14 protein-coding genes are annotated in these 15,808 nt (G+C 73.1%); 4 read left to right on the forward strand and 10 right to left on the reverse strand.

Annotated elements, in window-relative coordinates; all coding sequences use genetic code 11:
* On the forward strand, positions 1-437 hold a 437-nt coding region (locus ACFWR9_RS29605), incomplete at its 5' end, for an LPXTG cell wall anchor domain-containing protein (protein ID WP_383847177.1).
* 169 nt (positions 438-606) lie between these two features.
* Here the strand turns inward: ACFWR9_RS29605 and ACFWR9_RS29610 are convergent.
* Positions 607-1,872, reverse strand: a complete 1,266-nt coding sequence (locus ACFWR9_RS29610) for an NAD(P)-binding domain-containing protein (protein ID WP_383847225.1) — start codon at positions 1,870-1,872, stop codon at positions 607-609.
* A gap of 2 nt (positions 1,873-1,874) precedes the next feature.
* A complete protein-coding gene (locus ACFWR9_RS29615; protein WP_383847179.1) occupies positions 1,875-3,128 on the reverse strand; it encodes an ATP-grasp domain-containing protein in 1,254 nt (417 codons plus the stop codon).
* 167 nt (positions 3,129-3,295) lie between these two features.
* Here ACFWR9_RS29615 and ACFWR9_RS29620 point away from each other — a divergent pair, with 167 nt between their 5' ends.
* Positions 3,296-4,543 carry a glycoside hydrolase family 26 protein gene (locus ACFWR9_RS29620; protein WP_383847181.1) on the forward strand — a complete coding sequence of 416 codons (1,248 nt, stop codon included), beginning with the start codon at positions 3,296-3,298 and terminating at the stop codon, positions 4,541-4,543.
* A gap of 44 nt (positions 4,544-4,587) precedes the next feature.
* Here the strand turns inward: ACFWR9_RS29620 and ACFWR9_RS29625 are convergent, their stop codons facing one another.
* The 8 genes from ACFWR9_RS29625 to ACFWR9_RS29660 all read right to left on the reverse strand — a co-directional run bounded on the left by ACFWR9_RS29625 (position 4,588) and on the right by ACFWR9_RS29660 (position 14,067).
* A complete protein-coding gene (locus ACFWR9_RS29625) occupies positions 4,588-5,244 on the reverse strand; it encodes a lipopolysaccharide biosynthesis protein (RefSeq protein ID WP_383847183.1) in 657 nt (218 codons plus the stop codon).
* Positions 5,241-6,395: a glycosyltransferase gene (locus ACFWR9_RS29630; RefSeq protein WP_383847185.1), complete on the reverse strand. Its 1,155-nt coding sequence runs from the start codon at positions 6,393-6,395 to the stop codon at positions 5,241-5,243. Before ACFWR9_RS29630 ends, ACFWR9_RS29625 begins: the two co-directional genes overlap by 4 nt.
* A 1-nt stretch (position 6,396) precedes the next feature.
* The gene (locus ACFWR9_RS29635; protein WP_383847187.1) at positions 6,397-7,161 is read right to left on the reverse strand and encodes a polysaccharide deacetylase family protein; all 765 of its coding nucleotides are present in this window, start codon (positions 7,159-7,161) and stop codon (positions 6,397-6,399) included.
* On the reverse strand, positions 7,145-8,866 hold the full coding sequence (locus ACFWR9_RS29640; protein ID WP_383847189.1) for a lipid II flippase MurJ: 1,722 nt from the start codon (positions 8,864-8,866) through the stop codon (positions 7,145-7,147). Before ACFWR9_RS29640 ends, ACFWR9_RS29635 begins: the two co-directional genes overlap by 17 nt.
* Positions 8,863-10,146 (reverse strand): O-antigen ligase family protein, encoded by a 1,284-nt coding sequence (locus ACFWR9_RS29645; RefSeq protein WP_383847227.1) that lies wholly within the window; start codon positions 10,144-10,146, stop codon positions 8,863-8,865. The genes ACFWR9_RS29640 and ACFWR9_RS29645 overlap by 4 nt, the downstream gene beginning before the upstream one ends.
* A gap of 71 nt (positions 10,147-10,217) precedes the next feature.
* Positions 10,218-11,645 carry an exopolysaccharide biosynthesis polyprenyl glycosylphosphotransferase gene (locus ACFWR9_RS29650; protein WP_383847191.1) on the reverse strand — a complete coding sequence of 476 codons (1,428 nt, stop codon included), beginning with the start codon at positions 11,643-11,645 and terminating at the stop codon, positions 10,218-10,220.
* A complete protein-coding gene (locus ACFWR9_RS29655; RefSeq protein WP_383847193.1) occupies positions 11,642-12,937 on the reverse strand; it encodes a glycosyltransferase family 4 protein in 1,296 nt (431 codons plus the stop codon). The genes ACFWR9_RS29650 and ACFWR9_RS29655 overlap by 4 nt, the downstream gene beginning before the upstream one ends.
* A gap of 44 nt (positions 12,938-12,981) precedes the next feature.
* Complete coding sequence (locus tag ACFWR9_RS29660; protein WP_383847195.1) at positions 12,982-14,067, reverse strand: DUF3344 domain-containing protein; 1,086 nt, start codon at positions 14,065-14,067, stop codon at positions 12,982-12,984.
* Positions 14,068-14,449: 382 nt separating this feature from the next.
* On the opposite strand from ACFWR9_RS29660, the gene ACFWR9_RS29665 reads away from it, so the two are divergent.
* Together ACFWR9_RS29665 and ACFWR9_RS29670 are read left to right on the forward strand one after the other, a co-directional pair.
* On the forward strand, positions 14,450-15,208 hold the full coding sequence (locus ACFWR9_RS29665; protein ID WP_383847197.1) for a hypothetical protein: 759 nt from the start codon (positions 14,450-14,452) through the stop codon (positions 15,206-15,208).
* Positions 15,209-15,379: 171 nt separating this feature from the next.
* Positions 15,380-15,652, forward strand: a complete 273-nt coding sequence (locus ACFWR9_RS29670) for a hypothetical protein (protein ID WP_383847199.1) — start codon at positions 15,380-15,382, stop codon at positions 15,650-15,652.
* The last annotated feature ends 156 nt before the right edge of the window (positions 15,653-15,808 follow it).

Here is a 15,808-nt window from a genome sequence, read left to right on the forward strand (position 1 = left end):
AAACGAGTGAGGAGTCCTCCCGTCTGCTGGCCGGGAACAACGTGTCGGTGCCGGTGTCGGTGCCCGTGAACGTGTGCGGCAACACCGGCGACGTGGTCGGCGTGCTCAACCGCGCGACCGGCGGCTCCTGCGACAACGCGACGATCTGGTCCCCCGAGCCCGGACACGACGCCCCGGAATCCGGCCCCGAGGACGACACGCCCCCGTCGACCTACACGCCGCCGTCCACCTCCACGCCGCCGTCCACCAGCACGCCGGCAGCTCCTCCCACGCGCGGCACCGTGAAGCCGGTTCCGGTCGCCCACGAGGAGCCCGGCAGGACACCCCAGCTGGCCGAGACCGGTAGTGCGGGCACGCTCGCGGCCTCGGCCGGTGGTGTCGCACTGCTGGTGGGCGGGGCGCTGCTGTACCGCCGCGGCCGAGCCGCCCAGCGGTAGCGGCTCCCGGGTGCCGGACGCGAACGCGCCTGGCACCCGGAACCACTCTGCCCGGTACGCCCCCGGACCGACCCGAGCCACCGCACGACGTGGCCGAGCCGGTCCGGGGGCCGTATTGCTGTATGGGACATGGCGTCGGCGAGGGCCGTCGCGGTCGCCGAGGCGACTGTCAGCGGCTCAGCGGCGCGGGCGACCCGCTTCGGCTGCCGGCCCCCGGAACGGGGACCGTGCCGCGCGGCGGGGTCGCCCTGAGCCGGCGACGTACGCCCCGGACGAGGGTCTCCGCCGTGAACGTCGCGCCCTGGACGAAACGCATGGCCGGGCCGAAGCCGGAGGCGGTCACCAGACCCGCGAGGAACAGGCCGTGGTGCGAGGACTCGAAGTCGTGCCCCGTCGCCGGAGAGCCGTCGGGCAGGGCCGCCAGCGTCCCGCACAGCTCGGTGGAGAGCATTCCCATCCGGTTGCAGCGCGGCCGGAACCCCGTGGCGGCGACGACGTGTTCGGTCTCCAGGGTGCGCAGGACGCCCTCGCGGTTCACCGTTTCCAGCCGTAGGCCGCCCGGCACCGCACAGGCCGTGGTGACCCTGTGCCCCGGCAGCAGCTCCACCGCCCGCTCCACGCGGTCCCGCACCCACCACGCACCCGCCGGTCCCAGTGCCGTGGCGGCGATGCGGGCCCGGGTCGCCTGCGGCAGACTCCTGAAGAGCCCGGGGCGCTCGGAGTAGAACCAGTTCCGCCAGCCTGGACCGAGGCCGCTGTGCGGGGAACGGACCGACTGCCACCAGGGACGCTCCCAGGGCGGCGGCACGTCGTTCCACCGCAGCCGTTCCGCGCGTGCCAGTACCCTCACGCGGGTGCCCTGTTCGGCGAGGAGCGCAGCGGTCTCCAGCGCCGCCTGGCCGCCGCCGATCACCGTCACGTCCTTGCCGCGGAAGGGAGCGAGGTCACTGTGATGGCTGCTGTGCGTCACCAGTGAGGGATGCAGTCCGCGCAACGTGGGCGGCACCTCGATGAACGGCATCACACCGACCGCCAGGGCCACCGTCCGCGCGTGCACCACCTCGTCGTCCTCGGTGGCCACCGTGAAGCCGCCGGGGACGGCCGCCACCCGGGTCACCGTGCGCTCGTCCACCGCCGGCACGGCGTGACGCGCGAACCACAGGCCGTACGCCGCGAACTCCTCCACCGGGATCGGCTCCGCGTGGCGTGCCGTCAGCCCCCGCTCCGCGCAGTAGGTGTCCAGGCGCCAGCGCCCCTGCGGGTCGGAGAGGTTGGACGCCCACGGCTCCGACTTCAGGAACATGCCGCCGGGCATATGGTCCCGCCAGGACGCCATGGGCCGGCCGAACACGCGCAGGCTCAGCCCGGCGTCCGCGGCGTGGGCCGCGATCGACAGACCGTACGGACCCGCGCCCACCACCAGAAGGTCGTACATCATCAACTGCTCGCTTTCTCTTTGTCGGCCGGGGAGGCCGAGGCCGCCCCGGGAATCAGGTGTGACGTCCGCGCCGCAGGCGGCGTGCCCAGTCGTTCCCGCAGCCGGCCTGACACATGACGGCACCACAGGGCCCACATGGCCCGTCCGGGACCGCGGTCGTCCCGGGCGTACCAGGCGAGTTCGCGTCCGGCCCGCGCCGGACGCAGCGCGGCCAGCGGCGCGTAGTTCTCCACCACGAACGTCCGCCCGGCCCTCGGGGCCCCGTCCGGGAACGGACGGCCCGTCAGGTCCAGGTGCAGGGCGCGTACGACGTCCAGTCCCGCGCTGTCCGCGAAGAGCCGGAACTGAGCGCCGGGGCGCGGGTTGAAGTCGAGCAGGTGGTAGCGGTCCGTCGTGCCGCAGCGACGGAAGTCCAGGTCGAAGACGCCCCGGTAGCCCAGCTCGCCGGTGAGCCGCTCAGCCAGCGCCCGCACGCCCGGGTTGGGTGTCCAGCAGCCCACCGCGGTCAGCCCCGCGCCACGCGGCCAGGCCAGTTGCTTGCGCCCCGGTCCGCCCGCGCGCACGGTGCCCGAGCGGTCGGCATAGCCGTGGAAGAACCAGTCCCGGTCAGGACCCGGCGGCAGGTACGCCTGCAGCAGCAGCCGGCTGCCCGCCTCCTCGCTGCGCAGGTACAGCTCCCGGGCCCGCTGCGCCGACCGCACCAGGAGCGTGCTGCGCAGCCCGCTGCCGGTCGGCAACAGCCAGGGCCGGCTCCACTTCGCCACCACCGGCAGCCCCAGCCGCCGTGCGTCGGCGGCGGCCCGCTCCGGGCTGTCCGGGATCAGGGTCGGCGGATGCGGAACATCCGCCGACGCGCACACCGCGGCCAGCTCCGCCTTGTCGGCGACGCGGGCGGCCAGCGTGTCAGGCATCTCCGGCAGCAGGTAGGAGGGTGCGAGATCGGCCCGCACGCGGCCCACGGCGATGGCGCTCGCGTCGTCCATCGGGACCAGGACGGCGGGAGCGGCGAGTTGGCAGGCCACCCGGCGCAGCACGGCGAGGATCTCATCCGCGGACGAGCCCGGGGGCGGTGGGGCATGCATCCGACGTACGTAACGCGACCTGTGGACAGGACTGTCCGCGGAGTCGGCGACGACGTGCACCTCCACTCCCGCCCTGCCGAGCGAACGCACGGCGCCCAGCGTTCCGTGGTGGAAGGGATTCACGTCGATCCGCAGCAGTACGGCGGGGACACGGGTGTCGAGCGGTGACACGGACTCTCTCTTTCTTTCGTATCGCCTCACCCACACGGGCGTGCGCGGCACTCGAAAGCGCCAAGGGGAGTGGCGGCGTGGGATCTCCCGTGCGTGACTTCATATGACTGTTCGTCAATATCGAGAACAGGGGCAGAAGGCGGACGAGAGCTAGGGAAGGAGCAGAAATGGCCCCAGAGCACAGACGGACCCCTTTGCGCAGGATGGCCGTGGGCGCGGCAGCGGTCGTCGTTTCGGCCGCACTGGCGGCCGGTCACGCTTCGGGGGCGGAGGCGGTGCGCGTCACCGGTCCGCGCGCTCCGGCACCGGACCCGGCGGCATCCACCGCCGACCCGCGCCCGATCGCCCCCGTGCCGTCGACGACGCCCCCGGCCAAAACGCCGGCGCCGGGAAGCGAGGTTCCGGCCTTCGGCGCCTTCCTCAAGTCCGACGCCCGTGGTGTCACCCGCATGGAACGGCTCAGCCACTGGCTGGGAGGTGCCGAGCTTCGCGTGGGCCACACCTACCTGCCCGGCAACCACTGGAGCGACATCGAGGGCGACATCCAGTTCCTGGAGGCGTGGGCGGACTGGCGCAACGAGAAGGACGACCGGATGCTCGTCCTCAATGTGCCCATGCAGGAGCGCAACGAGGAGGGCGTCCCCGACGACGAGGTCCGCCAACTGCTGCGGCGTGGCGCGGCCGGGGAGTTCGACCACCACTTCCGTGCCCTGGCCGAGCGGCTGGTCAGGCTGAAGGTCCCGGACACGGTCCTCGTGCCCGGCTGGGAGATGAACGGCACCACGTACACCCACCGGTGCGGACCGGACCCGGAGTCCTGGAAGAAGTACTGGCGCAGGATCGTCACCACCATGCGTGCGGTGCCGGGCCAGAAGTTCCGGTTCGATTTCACGCCGAGCCGCGGCCGGGACGCCGTCCCCTGGACGCAGTGCTACCCGGGGGACGACGTGGTCGACATCATCGGCATGGATTCCTACGACCAGCCGGCCGGGGTGTCGTTCGACCGGCAGGTGAACGAGCCCTACGGGCTCCAGGCGCAGGTGGATTTCGCCAAGGCCCACGGCAAACCCATTTCCTACCCCGAGTGGGGGCTCTTCCGAAACGGTGACAATCCCGAGTACATGCGGCGCATGCTCGCCTGGATCGACGAGCACAAACCGCTCTACAACACGCTGACGGACTACTGCCCGCACGGTGTGTGGCAGTGCGCCGACAATCCGGTCTCGTCGCGTGTCTACCGGTCCGCTCTCTCCGGCCGCACCGACGGGACGACCCCCGTACCCACGCCCGAAGCCACGCCCACGCCCACGCCGACCGCGCCCGTACCCCCGGAGAACTGCACGCCGCTGGACCTCGGCAGCTGGGTGGAGCACTGGCTCGGAGGGAAGCTCTGCCTCCGCGTCGACTGGTGGTAGCGCGGCGTTCTCGTCGACGACGGGTTCGGCCCAGCTCACCGTGGTCACCGCTGTCCGGACGCGTCGGCGGCGGTGGCCGGGCCGGGCACCGAGGGGGCAGGACCGGGGGCCTCGTCACGGCCGGTCCGCCTTGGCCGTGCCAGCAGGGCCAGCCCGCCCAGCAGCCCGCCCGCGCTCGTCCCCACCAGTGTGGTCACCGCCGATGTCGCGGACGTCGGCTCGCTCGGCCTGATCGCACGGGAGAACTGCACGAGCCGGACCTGGGTGCTGCCCTTGGTGTGGTCCGCGTGCTGGGTCAGCGCGCGGGAGACCGCGTTGGCCATGTCGACTGCGAGGGCGGGCCGCGAGGAGGTGGCCGACACCGCGAGCATCGGCGCGTCCGGCGAGGTCGCCGTACGCACCCGGTCCTGGAGTGTCCGCGCCGGTACGCCCGCCCACACCTGTGCGTCCCCGAGCACCGCGAGCTGCTGGGCCACCCGGCCGTACGCCTGCGCGAAGCCGCGGGCGGCCTCCGGGGTGGACTTGTCGGTGGGTACGGCGACGACATAGCTGGTGGCCGTGTATGTCGCGGGTGTGAGCATGCCGTACGCGCCGCCCAGGAGGGCGCCGAGCAGGGTGCCGACCGCGAGCGCGGACCAGGACGGCAGCCTTCTGAGCAGAGCGGGCGACAGGCGGCGCGGATGGAGTGGCGTGTCGGTCATGACGGGCTTGCTCCGAGGCGTGAGGAGGAGGACGGCGAGCGGGAGACGGCTGCCGTGTAGACGTCCATGAGGCGGGCTGTGCTGCGGGTGATGCTGTAGCGGTGTGCGGCTTCCGGGGCCGTGCGGGGCCGAAGGGCCGCAGCGCGCACCTCGGTGATCGCCCGGGCATACGCCTCGGGGCCGCCGCACACGCGCCGGGTGCCGGCGGTCGCCGAGGGCGGCAGGTCGTCGATCGCCGGGCAGGCGGCGTAGAGCACCGGCAGTCCCGACGCCAGCGCCTCCACGGCGGCCAGACCGAAGGCCTCTTCGGCGGACGGGGACGCGAACACGTCCATGGCCGAGGCCAGCGAGGGCAGATCGGGGCCGGGGGAGCCGTCGGGGACGTAGGGGCGTTCGCCGGCGAACAGGACGCGGTCGGCCACGCCGGCCCGGTGAGCCGTCCGGCGCAGGACGTGCTCCTCGGGTCCGCCGCCCACCAGCAGCAGCCAGTGGTCGTCCGGGAGCCGGGTGAGCGCGTGGACGAGGACGTCGAACCGCTTCCCCCGGGTGAGCCGGCCGATGCCGCCGATGACGAAAGCCCCCTCCGGCAGCCCGAGACGTCGACGGGAGAGCGCCCGTCGTTCCGGAGCGAAACGGAAGCGGTCCAGCTCGATGCCGTTCGGGACGACCTCGATACGGGGCGCGGGCACGCCCCAGCGCTTGAGGCGGTCGGCCACGGCTGAGGAGACGGCGACCGTGGCGGAGCCCAGCCGCTCGCTGGCGAGGTACAGCCCGCGCACCCCCGCCGTCAGGCTGCGGCCCTCCATCTGCGACTCACCCAGGGAGTGCTCGGTCGCGACGACCGCCCGGACCCCGGCGACGCGGGCGGCGAGCCGGCCGTAGACGCAGGCCCGGTACAGGTGCGTGTGCACCAGGTCGTAGCCTCCGGCGCGGATGACCCGGACCAGCCGGGGCAGCGCGGTCAGGTCGCGGTTGCCGCCCATGCCGAGATGGACGACGCGCACACCGTCCGCGGTGAGGCCCTCGGCGACCGCACCGGGGTTGGTGAGCGTGACGACGTCGCATTCGACGGGCAGGTGACGCAGCATCAGGCGCAGTTGCTGCTCCGCCCCGCCGACCCCGAGGCCGGTGATGATGTGCAGGGTCCTCATCTCACACGCCCTCCACCGGGCGCCGGCGCAACCGGTGGAGACGGTGCTTGAGGTACAGCCGCCAGGCCGTGTCGTTCTGGCCGACGTGGACGCGGGGCAGCGCGTGCGGGCCGGTCAGCGGGCCGGGGTCGATGGCGCAGGCGTAGGCGTACCCCGCCTTCCGCACGGCCTCGGCGGCGCGGGCGTCGACGGTGCCGTACGGGTAGCAGAATCCGTCGACCCGCGCACCCGTCAACTCCGCCAGCATCGCGCGGCTTTCGGCGACCTCGGCCTGGAGAGCGACGTCGTCCGCCCGGGTGAGGTCGACGTGCGTCAACCCGTGTGAGCCGATCTCCATGCCCTCGGCTGCCGCCTCCCGGATGCCCTCCGCGCGCAGCAGCCGCTTGCGGGGGCCGAGCGGGTCCCAGGCGTTGTCGCCGCCGAGCCGGCCGGGCAGTACGAAGAGAGTGGCGCCGCAGTTCCAACGGCGCAGCAGTGGCAGGGCCTCGGTGACGAAGTCGGCGTACCCGTCGTCGAAGGTGAGCCCGACCAGGTCCCGGGCCTCCCCCCGGGCGCGGGCGGCGAGCAGGTCGGCCACGGACACACCGCGCAGCCCGCGTCGGTGCAGCCAGGCCAGCTGCATGCCGAGCCGCTCGGGCGTGACCGTGATGCGGTACGGATCGAACGAGCAGTCGCCCACCGAGTGGTACATCGCCACCCACGGCAGCGGGCCGGGGCGTGGGGTGGGGAGCCCGCGGGACTTTGCGGATTCAACGGGAGCGGCCATGGGTGAGCCTTCGTGTGACGGCGCGTAGGGAGCGCAGGTTGGACGGGAGGACCGGGGCGCCGAGGGCGGCCCAGGTGAGCGGGAGGAAGACGGTGGCCACGGTCAGGCAACCGGCGGCAAGTGCGCCCACCGGAGACGGAATCCGGCTCGCGACGAACGCCCCGGCCACGGTGGCGGCGACGGCGGCGAGCACGGGCGTACTCAGCTTGGCCAGGACCTGCCGGACGTGGATCGAGACACTGTGCGGGCTGCCCTGCCGGGTCGTTCGCAGGCCGGTGAGCAGCAGGGCCGCCGTGACGGTGATGCCCAGGGCGTTGGCGGTGGCGATCCCCGCCGCACCCCAGGGGCGTACGGCCACCGCACCGGCCAAGGTCGTCACGGCGACGCCCACGGCCATCACGCCGAGCGGGTACCAGCTGGGCCGGCCGGCCGAGAAGTACGAGCGGATCAGGGCGCCCACCAGGGTCTGGCTCAGCAGCCCGAGCGCGTACACGCGCATGACCTGAGTCGTCGCCACCGTGTCATACGTGGTGAAGGCGCCCCGCTGAAAAAGCAGTTCGATCATCTGCGGGGCACAGGCGATCACCGCGCACATGCCCAGCAGCACCACACAGGAGGCCAGCACCAGGTCCCGCTCCACCCGGGCGCGGGCACGCTCGGTGTCCCCGTCCGCGAGCGCCCGCGCCACCACGGGGAAGGTGACGGTGCACACCATCAGCGACAGCGTCATCGGGATCTGGGCCACCTTCTGCGCGTAGTTCAGGTGCGAGATGGCCCCGGCGGGCAGGGAGGACGCCAGGAAGCGCTCGACGAGGATCTGGGACTGCCGGCACAGGGCGAACAGCAGCACGGCGGCGATCAGGGCGGGACGCATCGAGCGCTGTCCGGAGTCGATCCCGAAGCCGGGCTCGACGGGGGCGGGGACGCGTGAGGTCAGTTGCCGCCACAGCGACGGCACTTGCACCGCCACCATGAGACAGCCGCCCACGGCGACCCCGACAGCGGCCGAACGCACGCCCCACCGGCCACCGAGCAGGAACATCGCCGCGATGATGCCCGTGTTGTAGGCGACGTAGATCGCCGCGGGGGTGAAGAAGCGGCGGTGCGCCCGCAGAGCGGCACTGCAGTACCCGGCCACCCCGAAGGCCAGCAGACTGATCGCCGTGAGCCGGGTGCAGTCGACGGCGAGACCGGGATCGGCCAGGCCGGGCGCCAAGGCCTGGACCAGGTAGGGAGCCGTACCGGCGACCAGTACGGCCACCGCGGCGAAGGCGAGACAGAGACGGGGCAGGGTGGCGGCGACCAGGGCCCGGACCGGGTCGCCCGCGACGCCCCGCGCGCGGCGGGCCAGTGCCAGGCTGAACGCCGGGATCAGCACCAGCGCCAGCCCGTCCTCGATCAGCAGCGTGGCGGCCAGCTCCGGCACGGTCCACGCGACGAGGAAGGCGTCCGTGTCGCTCCCGGCGCCGAACAGCTGTGCCAGTGACCGGTCACGCACCAGACCGAGCAGCGAGCCCGCGATGGACAGCGACGCCGTGACGAGGGCGGCCCGGGCGAGGAACTTCCCGGAGACCGAGCCCGAGACCGCGGCGGGCGCCGGAGCCGGCTCGGGGAGGGCACCGGCCGACGTGGCCCCACGCGCAGCGGGCAGGGCCGACTCCGCGTCGGTCCCGGGGCCCGGGGTCTGAGCAGGCACCATGGTCATCGCGCCGCTGCCTCCTCGACGCGCTCCGGTACCCCGCGGCGGGGTACGACGCCCCGCCGCCCGCGGCCGGCCAGCGCCCACCACGCCGCGAGCCCCAGGCCCATGGCGGTCAGTACGGTCGAGGGGCCGCCGATGTCGCCGTACACGAAGTCGGTCAGCAGCCAGACCAGCAGCCCGCAGGCGACGAGCGCGCAGTCGAGACCCGGTCCGCGGCGGCGGACACGCAGCAGTCTCCGCACCGCGCACACCAGCAGCGCCAGCCAGCTTCCGGCGAGCGTGAGCAGTCCGATCAGGCCCTGCTCACTCAGCACCAGCAGGTACATGCTGTGCGGTGACAGCAGCGCCTGCCGCTGGAACTCCACTCCGGTGCCCTCGATGTCACTGCCCGACGACAGGGCCAGCGTGGCGTGTTTGTCACGGTACGCGGGAAAGCCCTTCAGGCCCACGCCGGTCAGCGGGTGTTCGCGCCACATGCCGGTGGCCGACGCCCACAAGGTGTACCGGTCGGTGACGGACTGGTCGGGGGAGTCGGTGACCTGCGCGATGCTGTCGATCCGCTCCTGAAGCTGCGTCGTGCCCACTCCGAACCCGCCCATGAGGATCACTCCCGCGGCGCCCACGGCGGCGGCCGCCTTCAGCGCGCGCCGCAGCCCGGCCAGCGCCAGTTGCACCGCACACGTCAGGGCGGTCGCGATCCAGGCGCCCCGGCTGAAGGAGACCGCGAGTGGCGCCAGCAGCGCCAGGGCGCAGCCCGCGGCGGTCGCCCGCTGCCACACCGGTGTCCGGCCCAGCGCGATCCCGACCGCGCACACCACCCCGAGGGAGACCACCGACGCCATGCCCATCACGTCGTGCGCCCCGAAGGTGCCGACCGCACGGATGTCCTCGCCCTGGTAGGAGGCGCCGGTTCGGGTGGCGTACTGGTGCAGGCCGATGGCGCCCTGCCACAGTGCGAGCCCCACGAACGACCAGGCCAGCACCCGGAAGTCGGCCCGGTGGCGGACCAGCATCAGCACGGCCGCCGGGACGAGGACGAAGACCTGCAGATAGCGGCCCATGCCGGCGAGCCCGGCCGTCGGCCCGGACGCCCCCAGCGCGGCGAACGCGATCCCCACCACCGGCAGGCCCAGTACCAGGGCGGCGGCGGTCGACAGCGGGCGCCGCCGCTCACGCAGCAGCCGGATCACGCAGTACGCCACCACCAGCCCGGAGACGACGTCGGCGAGCCCCGCACCGTCGCCCGCGGGGGGCAGGCCCAGCAGGGCGACCACCGCCACCATGGGCAGGACCGGCACCAGCGCGGCGGCCCGGCGCGGGAGCAGTGCGTGGGCGGGGGCGTGGCTCACGTCTGTCAGCTCCCCGTCGGACGGACCAGCATGGCCGCGGTGCGCGCCAGGATGCAGATGTCCTGCCACAGCGACCAGTCGTCGATGTAGGCGTTGTCGAACCGGCATCGGTCCTCGATCGAGGTGTCGCCGCGCAGCCCGTGGATCTGGGCGAGGCCGGTGATGCCGGTCCGCATCCGGTGACGAGCCCCGTAGCCGGGATGGGTATGACTGAACTGCGTCACGAAGTAGGGGCGTTCGGGTCGCGGTCCGACCAGACTCATGTCGCCCCGGAGCACGTTCCACAGCTGGAGCAGCTCGTCGAGCGAGGTGCGGCGCAACATGCGGCAGAACCAGCGCATCTCGTTCTCGTCGGCGACGCTCCACCGGGTCGCCGACTCGTGGTGGTCGGCCGGCCGGTAGGTACGGAACTTCAGCAGGGTGAACGGTTTCCCGTCCCTGCCGATGCGCTCCTGCCGGAACACCACGCCCGGACCGTCCACGAGTCGCAGTGCTGTCGCACACGCGAGCAGCAGCGGGCTGACCATCACCAGGAGGGTCCCCGACACGAGGATGTCGAGCATCCGCTTGCCCGTGCCGCCAGGCCGTTGTGGGGAGAGGTCCAGACGGTGGCAGGGGAACCCGGCCAGGCGTTCCTTCGCGGCGTACGACGGGGAGTCGGCGTCGACCTCCCAGACGGCGCAGCCCGACTCGGCCAGTGCGCGCAGCAGCGGGCCCTGTTCGGCGCGTACCGACGGGTGGACGGTCAGCACGGCCCGTACCCCGTTCTGGATGACCGCCCGTTCGACCTCCTCGCCGGTCCGCAGCACCGGGACTCCCTCGGTGCCGTCAGGCTGCCCGGTGACGATCCCCACCGGCCGCACGCCGCATGACGGATGGCGCAGCAGGGCGGCGGTGACACGCTGCGCGGTCCCGGCCGGGCCGACGACGAGCGCGACGTGCGGATGGCGCAGCAGGGCGGCACGTCCTCGTCCGTGCGCGACCGCGCGCAGCGCACAGGCTGCCGCCGCCTGCAGGGCGAAGCCCGTCAGCACGGTGCCGGCGGACAGCGCGTGCTCGGGCCGGTACGCGGCCCAGAGCGCGGCGGACGCCGGCCAGGCGACGGCGACGCGGCCACACACGGCGGGCAGTTCCTCCAGCAGCCCCGGTCTCGGCGGCCGGCTGCCGCGCGGACGCAGCAGCAGCGATGCCACGACCAGCAGAGCGATGAGCAGCGGGTGGCGCTGGACGGCGGTGAGCGCCGACGCGCCCAGCAGGGCGGCGGCGCCGTCCGCGACGATCAGCGCGAGCGGTGAAGTCGTCCGGGCGCGGGGCCGCGGGGCGCGGACCTTGTAGCCGGCGGTGGTGCCGGACTGCGGCATGACGGAAACGGGTGGGAATCCGTGGTCCCGTGGGCTTACGCCGGGGGAGGGCACGGTTCGTTCGGCAGTCACGGCTGAAGGGACTCCCTCTGCTCGGTGGGCTCGACGTGCTGTGTGGTCCGGTTCGCCTCTGGGGCGCAGCCCGCGTGGAACGGCCCGCCGTGCTCGGCGCCGGGGAGCGTGGCGCGCTCGACCGTTGGGGACGGGGGCGCCGGCGGCGTGGCGGGCCACGTGCCGAGCAGATCGTGGTAGACGTCCGCGACCGCCTCGGCGGTGTGCCGTACGTCGTGGCGGGACAGCACGTGCCGGCGGCCCCTTTTGCCCAGGAACTCGCGCAGCAGCGGGTCGAGCAACAGTTCGGCGACGGTCTGGGCCAGTTCCGCCGGGTCCTCCGGCCTGACCAGGCAGAGGGAGGTGAGAGACGGGGGCAGGCTCTCGCGAGCACCGTCGACGTCCGTGACCACCACCGGCCGTCCGCAGGCCATCGCCTCCAGCGGGGCCAGCGCCATGCCCTCCCAGCGGGACGGCAGGACGACGAGATCGGCGGCCTGGTACCAGAGTGTGGCGTCGGTGACGGCTCCCACGAACAGCACGGACTCGGGGGCGTCCTCCCTCAGCCGGTCGCGGTCCGGCCCGTCGCCGACGAGGACCAGGCGGGCGTCGGGCACCCTGTGCAGGACGGCCTCCCACGCGCGCAGCAGAACGTCCTGCCCCTTCTGCCGGCAAAGCCGTCCCACACAGACCGCGAGCGGCGCCGCCGGGTGGACACCGGCGAGCGGTGCGAGACCGGCCCGTACGGTGGCGACGGCGGCCGGGTGGTAGTGCTGGGGATCGACGCCGTTGGGGACGACGGCCCACGTGCCGGCGATCCCGGCGTCCACGCCGGTCGCACGTTCGGCCTCGCTCACGCACAGCACCCGCGTGGCCCAACGGGCCCCCCATCGCTCCCACCTGAGCGCGAGGGCGGCGGTGCCCCCGCCGACCGCCTCGAACGACCAGGCGTGTGGCTGGAAGACCGTCGGAATCCGCCCGCGCACCGCGAGCCGCCCGGCGAGTCCGGCCTTCGCGCTGTGCGCGTGCACCAGATCGGGGCGCACTTCGTCGATCAGCCGTGCGAGCTGCCGTACCTCCCGTACGAGCGACGGACCCGGCGACCGTGTCGACTGCCAGCCGCGTACCCGCGCGCCGAGTGCTCGCAGCCGGACGGTGAGCGCGCTGTCGGGGCAGACCGCGGTGACGTCCAGGCCATGGGCGAGTTGTTCCCGGACCAGGTCCGTCACCACGTGCGCGACCCCGCCGACCACCGGCTGGGTGATGTGCAGGACCCGAGGCCGACGGCCGGAGGGCGGCGCGAGAACGGACACGGTTTCCTCGCTCAGGAAGGCGCTGGGGACGGAGTCCGACGCGTTCACGGTCGGGCGTCGACCGCGGCGAAGAGCACGCCCGCCCACGCCGCCCCGCGACCGGAGGCGAGCTGGAGGACCGCTTCGTCACCGGATTTCGGCAGTCCGCCGCCGATGTCGAACACGTCGGAGTCGTAGCCGAGGGTGTTGGCGTACGCCGGCACCCGGGTCGGGGAGGCCTCCCCGGGACCGGTGATGGTGGAATTCAGGATGTCGCCCGCGGGGTTGGCGGGACCGGTGAGCGGACGGGAGCCGGACCCGGTCGTCACAGTGAGTGAGTCGCCGGTGGTCCCGCGGTCGCCGTCGTACGCCACCATGCCCACGCGGCCCCCCGCGCCCGCGGGGAAGCGCGCCCCGCGCAGCCGGAGTTCCGCCGCGCCGGACCGCAGCGGTGCGAAGCCGTCCCAGAGCGCGAGGTGCCGCAGCGGTTCCGCCGGGTTCTCGTACGCCACCACCAACGTCCAGCCGCCCCATGCCCCGGCCGCCGACCTGCCCATGGCCACGTTGACCTGCGCCACGGTGTAGAGGCCAGGCCCGCTGTCCCGCACCAGCGCCGTCACGTCCGCCGAGGCCTGGAAGGCGTCCGCGCTGTCGGTCACGCGGTGTCCGACGACCGTGTCCGCGAGGAGTTCCTTGTACGCCCCGCCGGGCTCGGCGATCAGCACCCGTCCGTTGTCGTCCAGGGGCTTCTGCTCGCCCACACGCAGGTTGCCGCCCCAGTACAGGCGCGCGTACGTCACCCGGGAGCCGGCGGGCAGGCGGACCTCCGCGCGGGAGGAGTTGTAGGTGTTCGGGTCGCGGTCGACGTCGACGTAGAACATGTCGAAGTCGCCGTTCACTCCGGCGCCGCCCGACTGTACGCCCGGGCAGGATGTCCGGGTCGCGCGGCAGGTGATGGCCGTGTTGGCCGCGCGCACGATGCCACCGTGCTGGAGCACGGTGTAGCGCTGGGCGAACGCGAGGCCGGCTGCCTCAGGTGTGGGGGGCGCCGCAGTCGACGCGGCGGGGGAGCCGGCGGCTGCCCACAGTGTGGTGAGGGCGAGTACGCCCACCGTCGCACGGCGAAGCCGCCGACCCAGGGAATGACGCATGGCCGTCGGTGCCCTTTCGGAACTGGAGGTGATGGCGGGCAGCGGTACGAGCACGTTGCATCCGCCTGTAGAGGTGTGCCAAGCGGTTCGTAACTTTAGCCATCAAGGGGGCTAATTCCCTGAATTCGGTACATATTGCTTTGTGTGTTGAAATCGTGAAGGGCTCTTCGGCCGGTCAACCTGCACGAACGCCGGCCCGGCGCGGCCGTCGTGTTCCGCCGAACGGGGACGGGCGCGCGGGTGGCCTGGCGACGTGCGTGATCAGGCGCGTTGAGGCAGCAGGGTGAAGGGCGGGACCGCTGACGACGCCCGCCCGGTTGCGGGGCTCCACAGCCGCGTTCACGGTGGGCTCACGCTCCGAGCTCCACCGAAAGGAACCTCCATGCCTGCTCTGTCTGCGCGGCGCATCACATCCGGCGCGCTGTGTGCCGCCTTCCTTGCCGGGATCACCGCCTCCGCGGCCGTGGCGGCCGGCCCGGGCCCCGAGCGCGGCCGTGCGGTTGCGCGCCACGCTCCGCGCGCCGACGTGGACGCGCTTCTCGTGCAGGTCCGGAACATCGACGCCCGCGGGACCGAACTCACCCCCGTCGCCGACCTGCTGACCGCCGTGATCAACGCGGACGACGGCCAGTTGCCCCGGACCGAGGCCGAGAAGCTGGGCAAGGCCGCGAAGGACGCCCTGAAGAAGGCGGAGAACGCGGCCGGGGGGACGCCGGCCACCACGCCGGAGCCGGAGCCGGAGCCGGACGCGGACCCGGACCTGGACCTGGATCTGGACCTGGATCTGGATCTGGATCTGGGTCTGGACCTGGACCCGGACCTGGAGACGGACTCCTCGCTAGTCGTCACCGAGGCCGACCTCACGGACGAGGAGCTGGCCGACGTCCAGGACGCCGTCGACGCCCTCCTCGACCTGCTCCTCTCCGCGGACGAGAACACCGCCGACCAGGTGTCCTCGTCGCTCGACGAGCTGCTGGCCGAGGTGGACGAACTCGTCGACGCGCTGACCGGCAGCGACCCGCAGGTGTCCCTCCTGCCGGCCCTGCCCAGCACGGTGCCGTCGACGCCGGCACCTGTGCCCCCGGTCGTCACCCTCCCCGCGGTCGCGCCGCTGACGCCGCTCCAGCTGCAGGTCCCGTGAGCGTCGCACGACCTCATTGAGCGCTCGTCCCGCTCCCGGCCCGGTCGTTCGGAGATCTCATATGAGGACTCGTCAATCTTCGGTACTCCGGTTTCCGCTCCGGACGGGGATCGTTGGACACGGCGACAGACTCCCCTTCCGGCAAACTGCGTTGCCGAGGAAAGGAACACGATGAAGTCCTTGAAGGTCGCCACCGTCCTCGTCGGGTCTTTGATCGCCGCCGGCGCCGCCGCGCCCGCGTTCGCCGACAGTGCCGGTGGTGCGCTGCCGATCTCCGGCGACAGGATGGTTCCGGTGCAGAGCGCGACGGTCCTCGACCAGAAGCTGCCGACGGAGATGGTCGCCATCGGGCAGGACAACCCGTTGTTCACCGGGGTGAAGGACGCCGCGACCGCGCTGGACAACTCCGATTCGCAGCGCAGCGCGCCGTCGCGGCGGGGCTGAGACCACGCCCCACGCAAAGGGACGGCCCGCCCGGGGGGGGGGCCGGCGCGCGCGCGGCGCCCCTACCGGCCGCTCCCGGGCTGGGGGGAGCAGGGGTTGTCGTGGGGGGGGCCCCTCCCCCTCCACGCCGCCGGGGGACCCCGTGCGGGTCTGCCG

The organism is Streptomyces sp. NPDC058534, assembly GCF_042717365.1.
In the GTDB taxonomy this organism is placed as follows: Bacteria; Actinomycetota; Actinomycetes; order Streptomycetales; family Streptomycetaceae; genus Streptomyces.